This window comes from Bradyrhizobium sp. Leo170, assembly GCF_004296405.1.
Lineage (GTDB): Bacteria > Pseudomonadota > Alphaproteobacteria > Rhizobiales > Xanthobacteraceae > Bradyrhizobium.
The window spans coordinates 1-20,836 of record NZ_PSRR01000125.1 but is presented as its reverse complement, the minus strand read 5'-3'; the positions used below and the strand labels follow the sequence as shown (position 1 = coordinate 20,836).

The window sequence follows — 20,836 nt, the reverse complement described above, 5'->3', positions numbered from 1 at the left end:
GCCTCCACTATTGCTGGGCCGTCGATTTTGTTGCCCGGTCGAAGCTGATCCGCATCGAATACTTCAACCTCTCGCCACTCGCCGAAAAATGCCTTTCGACTTCCTTTTGGTCTGCAGGGCGCCAAAGTCTTCTGCCCGCGCGCGACCTGTCCGACGCTCGGGACAGCGCCTACGGCAGCGACCCGCGCATTGACGAACACCGCTTCCTGATCCGGCGACGAGTATGTGTATAGCTCTTCGTGGCGACGATGGAATCGCTCCTCTATCCGATCGACGATGTTCTCCGACGTCCAATCAAGATCGTTTAGGGGGACATCAATCTGGAATATCTGCTCGCCATAGCGCATCTCGGCGGAGCGTTCGATTGCCACATCACCCCCAAACCATGACTTCAGACGGCTCGTGGCTTCTCTTTCCAGGTAGGCGAAGATGGCCCTGACCTCCTCGGGCGTAATCCGTTGGCCAGCGCTGTAATGAGTCCTGCTCACCTCGTACCTCAGATCGCTGGTCAACATGCCCCAGGCAGACAGTACCGAAGCCGCCGTCGGCACGATGATACGCTTGATCTCAAGTTCGCGCGCAACTTCTGCCGCATGCAGGCCCGCAGCGCCGCCAAAGCTCAGCAGCGCGAAACGCCGTGGATCGACGCCGCGTCGCAGAGTCATCAGACGGATACCGTCCGCCATACGCAGATTGACCATTCGATAGATTCCAGCCGCTGCATCGTCCCGAGATAGCTCGAGAGCTTTCGCGAGACGGTCGACTGCCGCTTCGGCGGCTGCGCGATCGAGCGGCCGCTTTCCACCCATGAACGCAGATGCGTCGAGATAGCCGAGAATGACATTGGCATCAGTAACAGTCGGTTCGACGCCGCCGTTGCCGTAGCAAGCCGGCCCTGGCACGGACCCTGCGCTCTCTGGCCCGACGCGGACCGTACCACCCACGTCCAGGGTGGCAATCGAGCCTCCACCGGCGGCGATGCTCGCAATGTCGAGGCTCCGTAGCGCAATGCGTTGGTCGGCAAGCCCTCCCTCAGCCGACAGCGACGCGCGCCCGTCCGTAATCAGCGAGATGTCCGTACTGGTTCCCCCCATGTCGAATGGCACGAGATCGGGAATTCCGAGCAGTTCCGCACAGCGTCGGCATCCCGAGATGCCGCCCGCCGGGCCGGACAGAACAGTACCGGCGGCCAGCCGCGCGGCTTCCTCGAGCGGAGCCATCCCGCCGTGCGAAAGAATGATAAAAAGGCTACTGGATAGGCCCGCGTCTTTTAGCCGGGCTTCCAGATTGGTGAGATAGCGTCGTACCGCCGGCCCGACGTAAGCGTTCACGATCGTTGTCGAGACGCGCTCGTACTCCTTGATCTGCGGCAACACATCGCTCGAGCGAGAGACGTTGACTTCCGGCAGTTCGCGCTTCAGTCGTTCGACGGTCGAAATTTCGTGCGCAGGATTGCGGTAGGCATGCAAGAAGCATACAGCCACCGAGCTTACTCCGGCGGTGCGGATTGCCGAGATCGCCTCGCCGAGCGAGTCTTGATCGAGTGGGATCGACACTTCGCCGTCCGGTCTAACGCGTTCACGCACACCGAAGCGCAGTTCACGCGGTACCAGGGGCGAAGGGGGTGCGATGCGGAGATTATAGCGATCTCCCTTAAGGCCCTCTCGCATCTCGATAACGTCTCGATGGCCTTCCGTAGTGAGAAGCGCCACCTTTGCCCCCTTCCGTTCGAGCAATGCGTTCGTCGCGACCGTTGTCCCGTGCACCAGGCGGTTCGTTTTGGCGAGCATCTCCGCTCGCGGCATCTTTAGCCGACTTGCGAGTTCCTCAAGTCCATTCATGACACCGATAGACTGGTCTGCAGGCGTTGACGGCGATTTCGCGAACACGGTGTTGCCGTCGCGATCAATTGCAACGAGGTCAGTGTACGTACCACCAACATCGATTCCGATCGTAAACATCTTCAGGATACCCGCTAAATCGTTGTAATTTTTGTCGTAACGCCCTGCGCCAAGTCGGCTTCGCGCGCTTCAGCCGACCGTTGCCCAGGTGGGCCCCATCCTCCGCCACCGGAGGAGCGAACCTCGAAGCAGTCGCCGGGAAGGACTTCGATGCCGACCTCCTTGGTCCGCAGCACGCGCGGCGCGCGGCCTTTCGACACGAGGGTGTACTGATGCGGAAGCCCGTCGCTGCCGCCGAGCATCCCGCATGCTCCATGCTTCGTACCCTCGCCTGCCGTGTTCGCTCGCGCAGGTTTGGCCGTTTCCACGACGAGATCCAACGATACGCCGAGGCCACCACGAAACTTGCCGTCTCCGCCGGAGTCCGGGCGAAATTCGTGATGTCGGAAATGGAGCGGAAACCGGGCTTCGTCGACCTCGATGCTGCCGAATTTGATGCCCCCGACCGTATGCCACTCGCCGATCGATGACCAACCATCGCCCGCCGACGACGCGCCTCCGCCGGGTCTCGCCTGAAACAGATGCCAGATGAAATTGCGTCCTGTGCGCGGATTCTCACCTTGGATGGCGATGCGGAACCTGCGGCTCCACCCGGCCATCGCGCGATCGGGACACGATTGGGAAAGCGCTTTGACGATGGCTTCCACGATTTCATTCGACGGATGGCTGGTGCACATCGTAACCGGACGACCAGGATCAGCCCATACGATCGTACCTTGTTTTGCAACGACCTTCAGCGGCCGAAGGGCGCCGGCATTCTTGGGAATATCTGCGTCGATCAGATAGGCAAACGCCATAACGACCGCAGCCTGCATATTGGCGTGCGACGAATTGACGAAACTCGTCGACTGCGGATCCGACCCCGAAAGATCGACCTCGATATCGGACCCCTTCTTAGTCACCTTCGCGGCGATTTTAATGTCGCTTCGGCCATGACCGTCATCGTCAAGATACGCTTCTCCGTAGAACGTACCGTCCTGCCACGTCGACAGGACTGCCCGCGTCTGTTGTTCAGCCGCGTCGAGAATTGTTTCGACGGCCGCTTCGACGACCTCTCCACCAAACTCGTCGAACAGTCGTCTCACCCGGCGTTCGCCAAGGTGCGCCGCCCCAACCATGGCCGCGAGATCGCCGCGGAAATCGCGCGGATTGCGCACGTTAAGTGCCAGCATGTCGAGCAAATCGTCGCGAAGTTTGCCGCCTTCATAGAGACGGATCGGCGGTACGCGCAATCCTTCCTGCCAAATGTCGGTCGCGCCCGGATTGTAGGCACCGTGGGTAGCTCCGCCGATATCGCTTTGGTGTGCGCGCACGATGGTCCAGTACAGCCTTCTCTCTCCATCGAAGACTGGCACGAACGCGGTAAGATCCGGCAAATGGCTGCCACCATGATAGGGATCGTTGAGCAGCAGAACGTCCCCGGGCTTGATGTCCTTGAAGCGCTCCTCGATCGCAAGCGTTGCCCAGGACAGCGCGCCGACATGGACCGGAATATGATCCGCCTGCGCAATCAACCGTCCATTTACGTCGCAGATCCCCAGCGAGAAGTCGCGGCTGGAATTCAGGATTTGGGAGTAAGATGTACGCAGCATCGCCTCGCCCATTTCGTTCACGATCGAACTCAGACGATGCTGGACAACGGAACGGGTGATAGGATCAATCTTCGAGGTCATCGCGGGCCTGCTAGTAGGAAAGAGGGTCTCTATCCGGCGTCAACTGAACGCCGGTCGGAGCATTTCACGGTACAAAGGGCTTGATCAGCCGAACGCGGCGACCTCCCCCAGTGACTCCGCAGCCGCCTTCACGATCGTATCGACGTCAGCATCTGTCATCGGCAACGACAGCGCCATCAGGCCGTAGCTTGCGACGAATATCCCGCGATTGAGCAGCCCGGCGTTGAACACGGCCTGGCGCTTCGCTTCCGTCTCGTTCAAGTAAGCCGATCGATAGTCGCGGACGTTGCGATTAGTGAAGTGGATCTTAAGAAGCGAGCCCAATCCAACTGCGGTGCCGGCGACGCCCGTCTTCCGGAAAGCCGCGTTGATACCCTCGCGAACCGTCGTGCCGATCTTATCGAGTCGTGAATACGCTGCTGCATCGAGCAGCTTCATAGCGGCAAGACCGGCGCGCATAGTTACGGGATTAGCCGAAAAGGTGCCGCCGTGCGGGAGCGCCGGCTTGCCGGAAGATGGATCGAAGACCGACATGAACTCTTTACCGCCGGCGATTGCGCCGACCGGGAACCCGCCGCCGATGATCTTGCCGAGAGTAGTCAGGTCCGGCTCGATACTCCAAAGCCCTTGTGCACCCTCATAGCCGAGACGGAATGAGATGACCTCGTCGAATATGAGCAGCGCACCGACTTCCCGCGTTACCTGGCGGAGCGCTTCCACGTAGGCCTTATCCGCCGGAACCAAACCTGCGCGGTTCGGCATCGGATCGACGAGCACACAAGCGAGCTCGGGGCCATGTTCACGGATCAGGCTCACAGCAGCTTCGACATCGTTGAACGGAATTGTCACGACGTCCGTGAGCACGTTCTCGGGCGTGCCCTTGGCATAGGCTACTGATACGGGCGCGTTGCCACCCCAGGCCGCGGGCGTCGGGTCGAGGCTGACTTCAGCATAGTCATAAGAGCCATGATAAGCGCCCTCGCACTTCGCGATCTTCGGCCGGCCCGTATAGGCGCGCGCGGCCTTTAGCGCCATCATCACCGCCTCGGTGCCAGAGTTGCAGAAGCGGACGTGATCGACCGATGGCAGCCTTGCTGCCAGCAATTCGGCGAGATCGACTTCGGACTCAGTCGGCATGCCGAAGGCCGAGCCTAGCGCGAGCTGTTTGGTCGCTGCCTCGATAAGAGCGGGATGAGCGTGACCATGGATCAGAGACGTGAAGTTGTTGATACAGTCGATATATTCGTTGCCATCGATATCCCAGACGCGGCAACCAGCGCCCGAAGCAGCGTAGATCGGAAACGGCTTCATATAGACAGTGGTACGCGTATTGCCACCCGGCAGGCTTTTCAGCGCTCGCTGATAGAGATCTCGCGATTGGGAATGATTGGCGGGATACATGTTGCCTCCTTGATTCTGGCTTCAACGGCCCAGATAAGCTTCGCGCACACGCGCATTTTGCTTGAGTTCTTCTGCTGGCCCTTCGAGCACAATGCGCCCTGTCTCCAGCACATAGGCGCGATCGGCGACCGAGAGCGCGAGCACTGTGTTCTGCTCCACAACCAGGATGGTCAGACCGGTCTCGCCGATGCGGCTGACTTGTTCGTAAACCTCTTCGGCGAGCCGCGGCGCCAAGCCGAGCGATGGTTCAACGTCGACTATTTACAGCCATTCCTCGGGATAGCGCCTTCGAGAGTGCGGCTGCAGTTTCCCGCAGAGCTCCAAGCCGGTCTTCCATCTGCTTGTTCATAATTCGCTCGAGCGGCCCAGTCATGCCTACTGATTGAAGAACTGTGCCATCCGAAAGCGTGACGGGGACAGCAAGCGCCGCAAGTCCTTCGTCGATTTCCCCAATACAGGTGGCGTAGCCCATTCTTCTGACTTTCGCGAACTCCTGATCAATCCACTTTCGGCTGGTGTGTGAATTGACGGTTGGCTTAGGAAGCTCATTTGAGAGAGCTTCAGCGATCAGTTCTTTGCTCTGAAATGCCATGATGGCCTTGCCAGTCGCTGCGGCATTCACGGGCATCTCGATTCCCGGCTGAACATATCCGCGCCACCTCACATCGGGCGAATATGAAACAGCTACCAGTACGCGCGACCCAACGAGGCGTGCGAGATAGCAAGTCTCGGTGGACGCCTCCGTCAAAGCATGAATATGGGGACCGGCGAGCGACGCGTATGTCCATGCTGTCGTGTAACGATCTCGTGGTCGCGCACGGCGATATCATAGCGCTGCAGGGCGTGACACTTTCAAGACCGAAGTCGCTCGTCAGCGCCCCCAATCCCTCCCCTTAGAGCTCTGATCGTCGCTCACAGCTGCCCATCAAAGCCGTTTGGTTGCACTCGGACAGCATGCCCACACTATCGCTGGTGAGTTTTTCTTTGGTCTCCCGGTGCACACGCAGCCCCTTAACTCTCTGAAAATCTTGAACTCTCGCTCCAATCCATCATAGGCGTCGTGGTGAGGTTATCTAACCGGTTTTGAGCAGTGAGTTGCTACCAATTTGCTACCGAGCCGGCTTGCGCACAATGCAAGGAACTTTGGTAGCAAATAAGAAAAAGCCGCCGGAGGCGGCTTGGTCTTCCGAGCGGTTGGGTAACTATGTCGTTGCGTTGCTCGCGCTCATCGCCCGCCGCACTCTGCGGCTTTTCAGGCTTCACTCGTCCAGAAGGTCCAGGAACTCTTCCGCCTTGCCAAGCGGCCCGACGCAGCGCTCGCTGGTGTGGACGACCCTATCGCCGTCGCGTTGGAACGATCGCGCTCTCGACTTTCGTAGCCGTCCCGGCAGGAATGTCGCGGCGACTGCCTCCTGACCGACATCCAATCTTACGATGCCGCGTCGCCTGCAGTCGATCCTGAGCCTTGCGGCAGCAAAGAAATCGCGGACTGCCGGCGGCAATTTGCCGAACCGTCGCTGCGTCTCCTCCTCCAAGTCATCCAGTTCGTCCTCACTTCGACACCTGGCTGCACGAGCGTAGATTTCCAGCCTGACCGGCTCCGATTGCACGAAGCTTGGCGGCAACATATCCGCGATCGGAAGATTGAGGTCGGGCACCCACAGGTCGGCGGCACTGTCGTGGGCTTTCTCCGAGGCCAGTTTCAGAAGGTGGCTGTAGAGCACGGGACCGAAAACCTGCACATGGCCCGACTGCCGCTCGGAAAGCAGATCCCCTGCCCCTCTGAGGTCTAGATCTCGAGCACTGATCGCAAAGCCCGCACCTGGCCTATTGAACTCCTCCAGAACAGCCAACCGTTTCTCGGATCGCTCCGAGTTTGAATCCGTCAACAGATACGCAAACGCGCGAATGCCACCGCGTCCCACCCTACCCCTGAGTTGATGGAGTTGCGCGAGACCGAACCGCTCGGGCCAGCAGACCACGATCGTGTTCGCACGTGGGATATCGAGACCGCTTTCCACGATATTGGTCGCCAGCAGAACGTCCGCGCGGCCTTCGACGAGCCTTTCTGGGTGAAGCGACCTTCGAAAAGTCCGGTGTGGGGATGAAAGCTGCCTTGCGGGACAGCACCTTCATGCGTTTGGTGGCCTGCTTCCATTCGCGCCTGCCAAGGTATTCGCGCTCCCTGTCCGTGCGACTGGCCGCCTCCTCGATCGTGCTCAACCAACTCTCGGCGTGCGCCGGAACCGTCGCATCGGCGATCCACTTGGCCCGGCCACAATAGTCAATCAGTGTCGCGCGCTTTCCGCGTTTGCTTCCGAACGCTAGGCGCTCCGACATCGGATCAATGACGAGCTCCTTCGCTTCGAAAACAACCTCGTGCTCTGTCGGGTTGAAGGACGAAATCCGCCGTATCACCTGGCCCGCATGTTCCACGCGGAATGGACCGAGTGCGCCGGCGGGAAATATCTCGAAAGTCTTCCCGTGGAACAGCGCGCTGCCAGGATACTCCGCCTCATCATCGAGGTCGTATCCGAGAACCTCCAGCCGCGACCGGAGGTCCTGCTCGGAGAATGTAGCGCCCACCTTCAGATGGAGACTTGAACGAGACCAAGTCGCCGGCGGCGGCAGGCGCTCCATCACCGCCTCCGCCGTGGACACCAGCAGGATCGGCTCCTCGGGCCTGGCGAGGCGCCGCAAGACCGAGCTCCGTCTGCCGGCGATTTCGTGTGACGGCTCCAACTGATCGAACGGCAGGGTGTTCAGCCGCGGAAAAACCAGCACCTCGCACGAGTGGTCGAGATCATGAATGACGCCGCCTAGCCGCTCGGCTCTGTTCTCGTTCTCGGCAAGAAAGACAATGCCATGGCTGCCAGACTTTCTCCATTGCGCGAGCAGATGGAGAGCCATCATGCCGAGCGGGGACGCAGAAGAGATCGCAGTCCGCGTAGGGGTCTTTCGTTTCTTTGCGCGACTCTCCGCAGGCGCCTTGCGGAGTTTCCCTCCAATCGATTCGCCCCTACGAACTAAAACCGGCATGACGATTCTTTGAGGATTCGTTCAGGAGGCCAGCAAGCCTGAGACCTTCGAGAATGCCTTCGAGCCGCTGTTCCCGAATCATCGCGGCAAGCATTGAAACGGCGTCCGTTTGATGAACGGTGAAGTCAATGTCAGGCGATCTCTGAGACAAGATATCGATGAGCGTCGGCACATTAGCCTCATGATGGCGCAAAACCGAGACTGCTTCCTCCGCGAGATAGTCAGCGATATCTCCGTTGGGTGGCGGATCAAACTCGAACTCGGCCTCCGCGCGCTCCTCGATCGATCGTCGTATCCGCTCACTTTGCTGCTTTGTCGCCATCGAGAGCAGGAACACCGCATCCGCGAGCTTTTCCCGCGGCATGCTTCTCAACTCGGCAATCCGGGCCTGGATTTCCCCGCCGGAACTCTTGTTGCGCTCGTACCCTTGCTGTACCTGCCGTGCATCACGTGCGCGAGATCTGCTCTTCTGCCTTCGAAACATCATCATGCTCTCCGACAGGCGATATATCGCGGCGAACTGGTTAGATGAAAGCGCAAAATTGCGAACTGCTGGGCGACAAGCCACGCCACTTTCTCGGGTCAGCGGTTCACTCCGCGCTAATGTAGATGTCAAAACACGTCTATTTCGCGATCCGCCTTGGTTTGCGCATCGTAGACCTTGACTTGCAGCATCGGAAAGCGCCGCTTCAAATCCTTAGCCCCGCCCTCAACGCCGTCCCTCGTTGCGAATTCAGTCTTCACACGACCATCCACGAGGATGGCATAACCGGTTGTAGGGAGATCTCGGGTTGATTTCCGCATATTCGACCCACGCCATGAAAATGGAGCTTCGCCTGCCTTAGGCTCTTAGCGCATAGGATGAGTCTCGCGGCCTAGACAAGACCAAACAACCGTGACTTCTGTTGGCAGCCATTCTGAGACATATGCGGGCGATGTCCGCTTTGCCCCAAGAGCTGCATTTCCCTGGCGCATTTTGTCCCGAGGCGGAACTGCCCCGTTGATGCGAACAGTCGGCTCCGCGAGCCGTCGAAGACGGTCGCCGATCACGACGAGCCGGGCGAACTGTCGAATCTCCTCCCGTCGCGACAAGCTTCGCCGTCAGCTCAGGGCCGATGCCGGCGGGATCTACCACGCAAGTGCCATGAGCGGCTTTGTGGTCATGTGATCCTCAACTTCTGCTGGCTCCTGTCTTCAGGACCTGGCGCGAGGGCCTTCTCGCGCGGTTTGCGCAGGACGTGCGCGATCTGCAGCGCGAGCGGAAGCAGCAACAGCGTCAGCCCGGCCAAGACAAGGCTCGTCACGAGAGGATTGGCAAAGAACACCCCGAGCGATCCCTTGGACATCAGCATCGACTGCCGGAAGGCATCCTCGGCCTTGTCGCCGATAACGATCGCGAGCACGAGCGGGGCCAGCGGATAGAACATCTTCTTGAAGAGATAGCCGATGACGCCGAAGCCGAGCATCATGACGACATCGAGATAGGAGTTCGACACCGAATAGGCGCCAACGACACAGATGATCACGATCAGGGGCGCAATGATGACGAACGGAATCCGCATCAAGGCCGCAAATATCGGAACGGTGAGCAGCACGAGCGCGACGGCGACAATGTTGCCCACATACATGGAGGCGATCAGGCCCCAGACAAAATCCTTCTGGTCGACGAACAGCATAGGCCCGGGATTGAGGCCCCAGATCATCAAGCCGCCCATCATCACCGCGGCGGTCGCCGAGCCGGGAATGCCGAGCGACAGCATCGGCAAAAGCGCGCTGGTGCCGGCCGCGTGATCGGCGGTCTCCGGGGAGATGATCCCCTCGACTTCGCCCGTGCCGAAATGGCGACCACGCCGTGAGAAGCGTCGGGCGATCCCGTAGCTCATGAAGGACGCCGCGGTCGGGCCGCCCGGCGTGATCCCCATCCAGCATCCGATGGCCGCGCTGCGCAGCAGAGCGATGCCATGCCGCGGCAGGCGGACGACCGCGCGGAAGACTTCTTTCCAGTCAATCCTTGAGGAGACCCCGCGTGCGTGAAACTCCTCTTCGACGGCAACCAGCAGCTCGCCGATGCCGAATAATCCCATAACCGCCACGACGAAACTCACGCCTTTCACCAGCTCATCGATACCCATTGTCAGGCGTACGCTGCCGGAGACGGTATCGATGCCGATCGCAGCAATCGCAAAGCCGATTGCCAGAGCGACCACCGTCTTGATCGGCGCCGCGCCGCCCATGCCAACGAAACTGGCGAAGGCGAGGAAATAGACGGCGAAGTACTCCGGCGGCCCGAAGGCGAGCGCGACCTGCGCGACCCACGATGCGAGGAAGGTGATCAGAATGACCCCGACCAGGGCGCCGAACGCGGCCGAACCGAAGGCGGTGGCAAGCGCTGTCGTCGGCCTGCCGTCGCGCGCCATCGGATAGCCGTCGAAAGTGGTGGCGACCGACGACGGCTCTCCGGGAATGTTGAACAGGATCGAGGTGACGGAGCCGCCGAAGAGCGCGCCCCAATACATGCTCGAAAGCAGGATGATGGCCGAGACCGGCTGCATCCCGAAGGTCAGCGGCAACAGCAGCGACACGCCGTTCGGCGCGCCCAGGCCCGGCAGCACGCCGACGAGAATGCCGAGCAGGACGCCGATCACCATCAGCACCAGATGCGGCACGGTGACCGCGATCGTGAAGCCGTGCAGGAGCTCCTGGAGATTTTCCATTCGCTCTCCCCCTTAGAGCCCGAATGCGGCGGCAAGCGCGCCGTGCGGCAGCGTCACCTGGAACATGCGCTCGAACACCACATACAGCGCGAGCGGCGTGGCCGATGCCATCGCCAGCGAGCGAAGCAGCGATTGATGCCTCGGCAGCGCCAGCACAGCGAAGACGTAGCCGGCTGAGGCCACATACATCCCGACGATCGGGATCAGCGCCACGAAGAGAGCGGCAGGCACGAACAGCCCTGCGAGGCGGCGCAGCTCGATTCCTGTGATGGCCACGGGAACGCTTGCCAGCGTGCCGCCCGGCAGGACACCGCGGGCGAGATTGTAGAGGCTGCCAGCAACGATGATCACACCGGCCAGGAACGGAAAGGTGCCGGCATCGACTCCGGCGGCCGACCAGCCGATGCCGTTGTCGAAGCTGGACACCACCACGGCGACACCGAAGCCGCCGGTGAGAATGGCGGTTGCAATTTCGAGAGCACGGCGTGAGACCATCGATCTGCTCCAGCCCGGTGCTAAGCCCTGATAGCTTCGCTCGACGTGGCCGACCGGCTCACTTGACGAGCCACCCCTGCTCGGCCGCGACCTGCTTGATGTGCTCGAGGTCCTGCTTGATGTAGCTGTCGAACTCGGCCCCCGTCAGGAAGGTGTCGACCTGCGAGGTTTTCTCGATGTAGTCCTTCCATTCCGGTGTCGCTCGCACCTTCTTCATGAGTTCGACATAGAAGGTAGTCTGCTCCGGCGTGACCTTGCCGGGCAGCCAGACGGTGCGGGGCTGCTCATACTGCGAGATGTCGAGTCCCTGTTCGACACAGGTCGGCACGTCGCTCCAGCCTTCGGTCGCGGTGACCTTAGGCCCCTGCGACAGTCGCTTAGGACTGAAGACACAGAGCGGGCGCTGCGTTCCGCCGCGCCATTGCCCCAGGCTTTCAGAGGGGTTGTTGACGTGAGAGTCGATATGACCGCCCGCGAGCTGCACGGCGGCCTCGGCGCCGCTCTTGAACGGAATGTAGGTCAACTTGATGTGCCCGACTTTTTCCATCATACGGGTCAGCACCTCGTCGGTATCCTTCGACTGCGCTCCGCCCATCTTGAATTCATTCGCGGCCGCCGCCTTCAGATAGTCGCTGACCGTCTTGTACGGCGCGTCCTGCTTGACCCAGAGCAGGAACTCATCCTGCGCCATCGCGGCGATCGGAGTGAGATCGGTGTAGTTGAAGGCGACCTTGGACACGAGCGGCTGCTGCCATGCGTTCGACGTGCCGAAGATCACCTTGTGGGGATCGGCGGCCGAAGCCTTGCCGTACACATAACCTTCCGCACCGCTGCCGCCGCCCTTATTGACGACCACGATCGGCTGGTCGGTCAGCTTGTACTTGGTGATGATGTTCTGGACCGCACGCGCCAGATTGTCGGTGCCGCCGCCCGGCCCTGCGGTCGCGACGAACTCGATCGGCTTCTGCGGCTGCCAGGCCGCGCCCGCCGGAATCGTGCCGGCGAGCAGGATTGCGGCGGCAGGCAGCAGGAATCTCGACGTGACGTCCATGGTTTCCTCCGGCTGATTTTTTGCCTGTTTTGTTTGTCGTATCGGCCTATCGCGACGTTACACGAGCTGCTTTTATCGACCGATGGCTGCCGAGACGATTGCGCCTTCTTTCTCGAGCGCTTCGATCTGACTGTCATCGAACCCACACTCGGACAGCACCTCGCGCGTATGCTCGCCATAGACCGGCGCGCCAGAACGCACTTTCCCGGGCGTCACCGAGAACTTGACCGGGAGCCCAATCGTCTTCACCGGTCCGAGCGTCGAATGCTCGACCTCCACGACCATCTCGCGCGCAAGCGTCTGCGGATCGTTCAGCGCTTCCAGCATGTCGTGGACAGGACCGCATGGCACGCCCTTCCCTCCCAAGACCGTGAGCCAGTGCGCCCGTGTCCCCGCGCGGAAGCGCTCGCTCAAGACCGCTTCGAGCTCCTTCAGATGCGCCATGCGATCAGCGCCGGTCACGAAGCGCGGATCGGATGCAAGCTCGGTTGCGCCCAGCGCCTCCAGCATCAACAGCCAATTCTTGTTATTGGCGCCCCCGACAACGAGCCAGCCGTCCGAAGCCTCGAATGCCTGGTATGGCGCGTTGAGCGGATGCGCCGAGCCCATCGCCCGTGGTGCCGTGTTGGTGGCGAGCGCGATGGTCGATTGCCAGTAGGTCTGCACCAGCGCCGCCTCATACAGCGAGGTCTCGACCCACTGCCCTTCACCGGTCTTCAGTCGATGCGTGTACGCAGCCAGGATTCCCATGCAGGCCAAGAGGCCCGCGGTAATATCCGATAGGGGTGGACCACACTTCACAGGCGGGCCGTCTGGCCGCTCGCCAGTGAAGCTCATGATCCCGCTCATGGCCTGGGCGACCAGATCGAAGCCGCGGCGATGCTTGTAGGGTCCGGTGCGGCCGAACCCCGAGAGCGAGCAATAGATCAGCGCCGGGAACTCATCGTGCAACGCCTCATAGCCGAAGCCCAGCCGCTCCATCGCACCCGGCGCGAAATTCTCGACCAGCACATCGGCACGTGCGATCAGCCGCCGCAGCACCTCTTTGCCGCCGACGGTTTTCAGGTCCAGCACCACGCCACGCTTGTTGCGGTTCATCATCAGGAACGAGGCCGCCTCGTCGCCAATCTTCGGCGGCACCGAATGGCGGGTGTCATCGCCGTTCGGCCACTTCTCGATCTTGATGACATCGGCGCCCATGTCGGCGAGCATCAGCGTGCAGGTCGGTCCCGCCATGACATGGGTGAGGTCGACGACCTTGAGGCCGGCGAGCGGTCCTTGCGGGCGAGCAGCGGACTGCGATTGGTTGCCTTGCATCGTCATATCCCTATCGCCCGCGCCATTGCGGTGCGCGCTTGTTGAGAAACGCGTCCAGCCCCTCGCGAAAATCCTCGCTCATGTAACACATGACGATGAGGTCCTCGCCCTCCTCGCGCGTCAGCCGCTTCTGCAAGCGTGCGACCGCCTGCTTTGTCGCGCTGAGCGTCAGCGGTGCGTGGCCGGCAAGGAGCCGAGCGACCTCATCGGCACGCCCGTCGAGCGCCGCGAGATCGTCGACCACCTCCGTGAGCAGGCCGATCGCCGCGGCCTCGGCGGCTTCGACCAGCCGCGCCGTGAAGATCAAATCCTTGACGCGCGCCGGTCCAACAAGGGCGGTGAGCCGGCTGACATTCGACATCGACAGGCAATTGCCGAGCGTGCGGGCAATGGGAAAGCCGATCCGCGCGCTTCTGGTGCCGATGCGCAGATCGCAGGCCGCGGCGATGCCGGCACCGCCGCCGGTGCAGAAGCCGTTGATCGCGGCGATCGTCGGCACCCTGCACTGCTCGAGCGTGGTGAGCACGCGGTCGATACGGTTCTCGTAATCGAGTGCGTCCTGCGGCGTCGTGAAGGCGCGGAACTGGTTGATGTCCGTTCCCGAGGCGAAGGCCTTGTCGCCAGCGCCGCGAAGCACCAGCACCTTGATTGCCTGATCGCTGTTCGCCTGCTCGCAGATTTCGGCGAGCCGCTCGTACATTTCGAAAGTGAAGGCGTTTCTGGCCTGAGGACGATTGAACGTGACCCGTCCAATGCCGCTCGCGACCTCGAAAACGAGATCTTCCGCCACGTCCTGATCCATTTCCTCTATCCAATCGTTTTCACAATTTTGAATGCAAAATTCGGGTTTATCAAGCTGGAACGCCGCCATCCTGTAGATATTCTTCCATTTTGAATTCAAAATTGGAGGCTCGACGAAATGCTGCATGAGGAGGTCGTCAGCCGCATTCGCGCGATCCTGCTCGACGGCGAAATACCGCCTGGCGCTCGGATTCCCGAGCGCGATCTATGCGAAAGGCTGCAGATCTCGCGCACGCCGCTGCGCGAAGCCCTCAAAGTGCTGGCGGCCGAAGGCCTTGTGCAGTTGCTGCCAAACCGCGGCTCCCGCGCAGCCAGGCTTACCGACAAGGACATGCGTGACCTGTTCGAGGTCTGCCAAGGGCTCGAAGCCCTGGCCGGCGAGCTTGCGTGTGAGCGCATCACTGAGGAAGAAATAGGTGAGATTGCCGCTGCGCATGCCGCGATGGCACATCATTATCGTAACGGCGATCTGATTCAGTACTACCGCTGCAACCGGGCCATTCACGAGGCGATCGTTGCGGCGGCCGGCAATCCCGTGCTCATCGGTCTGTACAATTCGGTCACGGCGCGTATTCGGCGCGCGCGCTATGTCACGCCGATGACATCCGACCGCTGGGCGTTAGCGCTTCATGAGCACGAAGCGATCCTCAACGCGCTGCAGCGTCGCGACGGCGTCGGCCTCTCCCATATCTTGCGCACCCATCTCCGTCACAAGCGCGAGGAGGTTCTGCAGGCGGGGTTCGCCGAGGCGGAAAGCGGCGATCCGACCATGCCGGATCGAGTCCGGGTCTGAAACCGGCTAGCCTGTTCTCAGCAGGCGGCCAGTGGCTCATCCTAGCAGAGCCTTCGGAAGCTTATGCATGATCTCCATCACGCCAGGCGCTCCCTCGCCGGGCGTCAGGTGCGCCGTAGCCGCCTTAGCGGCGGCGGATGGATCCTGTTCGAGAATGGCCTGGAGGATCAGGCCATGATATTGGTAAGCTTTACTGATGTAGCCCATCGCATCGAACGAATGATTGCGATAGGCGCTGGTTCGCGTGCGCATCCGCAGGATCTCCTGACGGAGATACGGATTGCGGGATCCCGCGTACAGCACCTCATGAAACGCCATGTTGGCCTGCTGCCAGCCGAGCGCGTCGTTACGTTCGACAACGCTGCGGGACGCCTTATGGGCGTCAGCCAAGGCCTCGCGCTCCTTGCTAGTCATGCGTTCGCAGGCGTAGCGGGCCGATAGGCCTTCGAGCTCCGCCAGCAACTCCCACACCGACAGGAGCTGCGCGAAGTCCATCTTCGAGACGATGGCGCCGCCGCGGGAGATACTGGACACCAGCCCCTCGGCCTTGAGGCGCAGAATGGCCTCGCGCACCGGCGTACGCGACACGCCGAACTGGCTCATCAGGTTTTCTTCGTCGACCGGATCCCCAGGCAGCAACTCGCGCTGGCTGATCTGCCTTTCGACAACACTGTAAATGCGGTCGCTCACCTTCATTTCGGTCACTACATGGGTCCTGGGCAACTTCGGAAGGCGATCGTCCGGGCCATGGTCGACACGTTTCGGTCCCCGACGTAAAAGGAAATAGCTTCAGTTCGAATAGCGATCGCGCTTCAATCTGCCTCCATGCATGATCTCCACGCAAAGCGCGTTCCATCATTGACGGGAAACCGGTACCCGGTTTCCCCCAATCCAGGCAAGCCGATCAGAGCGTCAAGTTGACAGTTACGGTCTTCAGCCGCGAAAAGCCCTCGAGCATCGAACCCAGCGACATTTCCTTGCCGAGCCCGCTCTGCTTGAACCCGCCATAGGGCTGGCCCATGATCTGGCCCTTGCCCTGGTTGACCTGGACCCAGCCGGAATCGATCTCATGGGCCATGCGGATGGCGCGCGACGTGTTGCGTGAGAACACATAGCCGGCCAAGCCGTAGTGGCTGTCATTGGCCATCTTCAGCACCTCGACCTCGTCGCTCCATGGGATCGCCACCAGCACCGGGCCGAAGATTTCCTCCTGCGCGAGACGCCAGTTGTTCGACATGCTGGCGAACAGCGTCGGTATGGTGAAATAGCCGGCGCTCAACGGGCCCTCCTTCGGTGGCAGGCCGCCGGCGATCAGCTTGACGTCCTTGTTCTTGATGCCGTCTTCAATGTAACCGCAGACCCGACCATATTGCTTATTGTTGATCAGACTCCCCATGTCGGTGGCTTCGTCGAGCGGATTACCGATCTTGTAGCTGTTCGTCAGCGCGACCAGCTTGTCGAGAAACTTGTCGTAGATCGACCGGTGCAAGAACAGGCGCGATCCGGCGGTGCATGACTGGCTTTGCCGCGTGAAGCGCATCGCGGATGCAACGCCCTGGACGACCCAATCCTCGTCGGCATCTTCGCAAACGATAGCTGGACTTTTGCCGCCAAGCTCGAGCGATACCGGCACGATGCGGTCCGCCGCGCCAGCCAGGATGCTGCGGCCGACCGCGGTCGAGCCGGTGAACGACACCTTGCTGATGCGCGGATGGGTGGCGAGCGCTGCGCCGCATTCTGGACCAAGGCCGGTCACGATATTCAACACGCCTGGCGGCAGATGCCGATTGCAGATTTCGGCAATGAACAAGGCGGCGAACGGCGCGTCTTCGGCCAGCTTGAGCACCAGCGTGTTGCCGGCGCACACGGCCGGCGCGATCTTGATCGACGACAATGTCGCCGGCGCGTTCCAGGGCACGATCGCGCCAACAACGCCGAGCGGCTCACGCCTCGTGTAGCTCAATATGTCATCGCCCAGTGGCAGCGTATCGCCCTTCAGTTCGCTTGCCAGACCGCCAAAGTAGCGGAAGACCTCCACGCAGGTCAGCGCCTCCGGACGCGCCTGGGTACGCAGCGCATTGCCGGTTTCGTGGGCGATGATGCGGGCCAGCTCTTCAACGCGGACTTCAAGCTCGTCGGCGATCTTGAGCAGCGCCCTGCCGCGCAGAGACGGCGTCACCTTCTTCCAGCTCACGAAGGCCTTTTCCGCAGCGATCACCGCGCGTTCGACATCCTGCCCGGACGCGCGCGGGGTGTGGGCAATCGTCTTCTTGGTGGCGGGGCATTCGACCGCCAGCGTGCGACCATCGACGCTGCCGACCCATTCGCCATTCAACAGTTGAAGCGTCGGTCCAAGGCGCACGGAGCTGTCCGCCTCGCTCACGGATGCCTTCAGCCTTCCATTGATTTGCACTTGTACAGTCATGGTCTTTCCTTCCATCGTTATAGCGACCACCGGCCGAGCCGCATCCTTCATGAGCAGCCGGCAGAGCGATCAGGTGGCACGTACGCCCCTGTCGGCAGCGGCTTTCACGGCCGTTCTCTCGGCGCTTTTCGGAGCAGTTCTATCGGCAGCTTTCCTGGCCTCGCGCCGATTGCCGATGATCTTCATTAGTGAGCCGACGATCCCATTCGGCATCAAGGTCATGCATGCAATCAGGATACCACCATAGACCGCACCGGAGAACGCCTGACCGAGATCCGAGGCATAGGACGGCACGAACTGCAGGAACAGGCCGGCGACCAAAGCTCCCCAGATCGTTCCGAGCCCGCCCACGACGATCGCCGCCAGGAAGCTGATCGACAGCATCAGCGTGAACGAGTCCGGGCCAATGAAACCGATCGTAAAAGTCGCAAGTGCGCCACCAACGCCCGCCAGCATCGAACCGGCCCCGAACACGATCACCTTGAGTCTGTTGACATCTACGCCCATCGACGACGCGGCGAGTTCGCCTTCGCGGATGCCGGCCAGCGCCCGGCCATTACTGCCGCCGACGAAGTTCCTGACCAGCCAGAAGACAACGACGGTGAACGCCAGCACCATGTAATAGATCCATGCGTCCTGGCCCAGCGTGAACCATGCCGGCGGCACCGGCTTGTCGACCATCAGGCCGGCCGCGCCGCCGGTATAGGCCTTGAACTGCTTGACCAGCGGGACGACGGATACGGCGAGGATCAGCGTGATCAAGGCCAGATACAGTCCCCGCAGCCGTTTGGCCGGATAACCCGCCAGCACGCCGGCGATGAATGTGACAACTGCCGCAATCAGGACCGCCAGGACATCGTTGACGCCCAGATACGCGACGCTAAGCACGGCGGCATACGACCCCAAAGCAAAGAAGGCATTGTGGCCGAGCGAGACCTGACCGACATAGCCGGTGATCAGGTTGAGGCCCAGCGCCGCCACGGCATAGGTCATCACGCCGGTCAGTTGGAATGTCTGATACTCGGGGATCACGAGCGGCATGCCGAGCAGGATCACTGCCAACACGAAGCCGACGCCGATCTTTGTGACGACCACCTCGCCATGCCGGACCGATTGCATGGCGGGAATTCCGATGCTGCTCATACGCGTACCACCACGGTGCTGCCGAACAGACCTTCAGGCTTGATGATCAGCACAGCTACGATCAGCATCAGCGGCAGCAGGATCTGCAGATCGGAACCGAGCCAGGGAAGATAAGCCATCGATAGTGCCTGCGAGATGCCGACGATGGCGCCGCCAACAACCGCGCCGCGATAGCTCGTCAATCCGCCGACCACGGCCGCCGCGAATGCGTAGATGATGATGGCGCCCATCATGTTGGGATCGAGCGTCAGCTTCGGTCCGACCAAGAGGCCCGAGACCGCCCCGAGCCCGGCTGCCAGTCCCCATCCGATCGCCATCATTGCCGTGAACGGGACGCCCACCAGCATCGCGGAGGTGGCGTTGGAGGCCGAGGCGCGGAGCGCGGTGCCGAGCCGCGTATGCTGCAACAGCAGGAACATGCAGGTCGAGATCGCAATCAGAAGCGCGATCGTGCCCAGCAGTTCGGCATTGAACCGAAACGCGCCAATGGCGAAGCTCTTCTCGGGGAACGGGCTCGGCAATGAGAGCTGCAGAAATCCCCAGATCGCGCCGTCGAAGCTGTTGAAAGCCAGGAACAGGCCGAGCGTCACGATCACGATCGTCAATTCATCCCGGTGCTGAACCCACCGGACCAGCAGCAAGTAGGCCAGCACGCCGACCACCATCGACAGGATGATTGCGATGAGAAACGACCACCACAGCGGCACGCCCCAATCGACCATCTGCCAGGCGAGATAGGCGGAGAATGTCGCCATCTCGCCTTGGGCGAAATTGGCGATGTTCGTCGTTCGGTAGATCAGCACCAGGGCAAGGCCCAGCGACGCGTAGATCGCGCCATCCCCGATGCCGTTGACGATCTGCTGAAAGAAGTACTGCATCGTCAGCTTCTCTGTTCAGTTATTGGAGTAGCCTGCATGCGCCAAGACCGGTCGCGGATAATCAGTTACCAAGATAGGCAGCGCGGACGCCGTCGTTCTTGGACACGTCTCGGGCCGTGCCCGACAGCACCATCGAGCCGGTCTCAAGCACGTAGGCGTCATTGGCAATCTCCAAAGCCAGATTGGCGTTCTGCTCGACGATCAGCATCGCGATGCCTTGCAATCGGTTGACGCGTTGCAACGCCTCGTAGAGGTCATCGATGATGACCGGCGCGAGCCCGAGCGACGGCTCGTCGAGCAGCATTACCCGCGGCTTGAGCATCAGCGCCCGGCCGACGGCCAGCATCTGCTGCTCGCCGCCGCTGAGGCTGCCAGCCTTCTGCTTGCGGCGCTCGCGCAAGCGAGGAAACAGGGTATACATCTGGTCGATGTCGGCTGCGATCTCAGCCTTGTCGCGGCGACGGAAGGCGCCGACCGCCAGATTGTCCTCGACGGTCAGGTCGCTGAAGGTGCCGCGTCCCTGCACGCCGTGGGCGATGCCCAGGCGCGCGATCCGGTCGGGGCCTAGCCCCTTCAGGTCCTTGCCATCCAGCAAGATCTGCCCGGTATATTTGACCATACCGCTGACGGCGCGCAGCGTCGTCGTTTTGCCTGCACCGTTGGCGCCGAGCAGCACGGCGATACTCTTTTCGCCGACCGCGAGCGAAACGTCGTGCAGCACCGGAATGCGCCCGTAGCCGGCGCTAACGCCCTTGATCTCGAGAACGCTCACGCTGTTTCCCCAAATAGGCCTGGATGACGCGGGGGTCTGCCTTGACGTCGGCCGGCTTGCCTTCGGCGATCTTGTTGCCGAAGTCCAACACGATGATGTCGTCCGAGACGCTCATCACCATGCCCATGTGATGCTCGACCAGCAGCAAGGTCAGGCTGAATTCGTCGCGCACCCGGACCAGCGTGTGGGCGAGTTCATCGACCTCCGAGTGCGACAGCCCGCCGGCCGGCTCGTCGAGCATCAAGAGCGAGGGACGAGACGCCAGCGCGCGGGCAAGCTCGACCCGCTTGAGCGTCGGATAAGGCAAGCTGTCGATGCGTTCATCGTGCAGGTGATCGAGCTGCAGGCGCGCCAGCAACTCCATCGCCGCGCG

Annotated in this window: 17 protein-coding genes and 3 pseudogenes; 1 reads left to right on the top strand and 19 read right to left on the bottom strand. The window is 61.4% G+C overall.

What is annotated here, in order from left to right; translation table 11 throughout:
* The 13 genes and pseudogenes from CWO89_RS21150 to CWO89_RS21090 all read right to left on the bottom strand — a co-directional run.
* The coding region (locus tag CWO89_RS21150) for a hydantoinase/oxoprolinase family protein (protein WP_130580667.1) at positions 1-1,961 on the bottom strand (1,961 nt) is incomplete at its 3' end.
* 14 nt (positions 1,962-1,975) lie between these two features.
* Positions 1,976-3,634: a hydantoinase B/oxoprolinase family protein gene (locus tag CWO89_RS21145; RefSeq protein ID WP_130580666.1), complete on the bottom strand. Its 1,659-nt coding sequence runs from the start codon at positions 3,632-3,634 to the stop codon at positions 1,976-1,978.
* Positions 3,635-3,718: 84 nt separating this feature from the next.
* Positions 3,719-5,035, bottom strand: coding sequence for an aspartate aminotransferase family protein (locus CWO89_RS21140; protein ID WP_130580665.1), 1,317 nt, complete (start codon positions 5,033-5,035; stop codon positions 3,719-3,721).
* A 21-nt stretch (positions 5,036-5,056) separates the two neighbouring features.
* Entirely contained in the window at positions 5,057-5,269 is a 213-nt protein-coding gene (locus CWO89_RS21135; RefSeq protein WP_245476423.1) for an ABC transporter ATP-binding protein C-terminal domain-containing protein, read from the bottom strand.
* A gap of 13 nt (positions 5,270-5,282) precedes the next feature.
* Positions 5,283-5,801, bottom strand: a pseudogene (locus CWO89_RS21130) (IclR family transcriptional regulator); the annotation flags it as partial.
* A gap of 493 nt (positions 5,802-6,294) precedes the next feature.
* Positions 6,295-7,095, bottom strand: a pseudogene (locus CWO89_RS49590) (TRCF domain-containing protein); the annotation flags it as partial.
* A pseudogene (locus CWO89_RS49585) lies at positions 7,091-7,948 on the bottom strand (transcription-repair coupling factor); the annotation flags it as partial. The pseudogenes CWO89_RS49585 and CWO89_RS49590, both read right to left, overlap by 5 nt.
* Before the next feature lie 106 nt (positions 7,949-8,054).
* Positions 8,055-8,561: a hypothetical protein gene (locus tag CWO89_RS21120; protein ID WP_245476422.1), complete on the bottom strand. Its 507-nt coding sequence runs from the start codon at positions 8,559-8,561 to the stop codon at positions 8,055-8,057.
* A gap of 673 nt (positions 8,562-9,234) precedes the next feature.
* Entirely contained in the window at positions 9,235-10,788 is a 1,554-nt protein-coding gene (locus CWO89_RS21110) for a tripartite tricarboxylate transporter permease (RefSeq protein ID WP_130580662.1), read from the bottom strand.
* Between the two features lie 12 nt (positions 10,789-10,800).
* On the bottom strand, positions 10,801-11,283 hold the full coding sequence (locus CWO89_RS21105; RefSeq protein WP_130580661.1) for a tripartite tricarboxylate transporter TctB family protein: 483 nt from the start codon (positions 11,281-11,283) through the stop codon (positions 10,801-10,803).
* 58 nt (positions 11,284-11,341) lie between these two features.
* Positions 11,342-12,334 carry a Bug family tripartite tricarboxylate transporter substrate binding protein gene (locus CWO89_RS21100; RefSeq protein WP_130580660.1) on the bottom strand — a complete coding sequence of 331 codons (993 nt, stop codon included), beginning with the start codon at positions 12,332-12,334 and terminating at the stop codon, positions 11,342-11,344.
* 72 nt (positions 12,335-12,406) lie between these two features.
* Positions 12,407-13,651, bottom strand: a complete 1,245-nt coding sequence (locus CWO89_RS21095; protein WP_130580659.1) for a CaiB/BaiF CoA transferase family protein — start codon at positions 13,649-13,651, stop codon at positions 12,407-12,409.
* A gap of 10 nt (positions 13,652-13,661) precedes the next feature.
* On the bottom strand, positions 13,662-14,453 hold the full coding sequence (locus CWO89_RS21090; protein WP_130580658.1) for an enoyl-CoA hydratase/isomerase family protein: 792 nt from the start codon (positions 14,451-14,453) through the stop codon (positions 13,662-13,664).
* Between the two features lie 117 nt (positions 14,454-14,570).
* Between CWO89_RS21090 and CWO89_RS21085 the strand changes: the two genes are divergently transcribed.
* Entirely contained in the window at positions 14,571-15,245 is a 675-nt protein-coding gene (locus CWO89_RS21085) for a GntR family transcriptional regulator (RefSeq protein WP_130580657.1), read from the top strand.
* Positions 15,246-15,281: 36 nt separating this feature from the next.
* Here the strand turns inward: CWO89_RS21085 and CWO89_RS21080 are convergent, their stop codons facing one another.
* The 6 genes from CWO89_RS21080 to CWO89_RS21055 all read right to left on the bottom strand — a co-directional run.
* Positions 15,282-15,941 (bottom strand): GntR family transcriptional regulator, encoded by a 660-nt coding sequence (locus CWO89_RS21080; protein WP_130580668.1) that lies wholly within the window; start codon positions 15,939-15,941, stop codon positions 15,282-15,284.
* Between the two features lie 208 nt (positions 15,942-16,149).
* Positions 16,150-17,670 carry an aldehyde dehydrogenase family protein gene (locus CWO89_RS21075; protein WP_130580656.1) on the bottom strand — a complete coding sequence of 507 codons (1,521 nt, stop codon included), beginning with the start codon at positions 17,668-17,670 and terminating at the stop codon, positions 16,150-16,152.
* 69 nt (positions 17,671-17,739) lie between these two features.
* On the bottom strand, positions 17,740-18,813 hold the full coding sequence (locus CWO89_RS21070) for a branched-chain amino acid ABC transporter permease (RefSeq protein ID WP_130580655.1): 1,074 nt from the start codon (positions 18,811-18,813) through the stop codon (positions 17,740-17,742).
* Positions 18,810-19,691 (bottom strand): branched-chain amino acid ABC transporter permease, encoded by an 882-nt coding sequence (locus CWO89_RS21065; RefSeq protein WP_130580654.1) that lies wholly within the window; start codon positions 19,689-19,691, stop codon positions 18,810-18,812. The genes CWO89_RS21070 and CWO89_RS21065 overlap by 4 nt, the downstream gene beginning before the upstream one ends.
* 61 nt (positions 19,692-19,752) lie before the next feature.
* Positions 19,753-20,463, bottom strand: a complete 711-nt coding sequence (locus CWO89_RS21060; RefSeq protein ID WP_130580653.1) for an ABC transporter ATP-binding protein — start codon at positions 20,461-20,463, stop codon at positions 19,753-19,755.
* Positions 20,435-20,836: ABC transporter ATP-binding protein C-terminal domain-containing protein (locus CWO89_RS21055; protein WP_130580652.1), on the bottom strand; the 402-nt coding region annotated here is incomplete at its 5' end. The genes CWO89_RS21055 and CWO89_RS21060, both read right to left, overlap by 29 nt.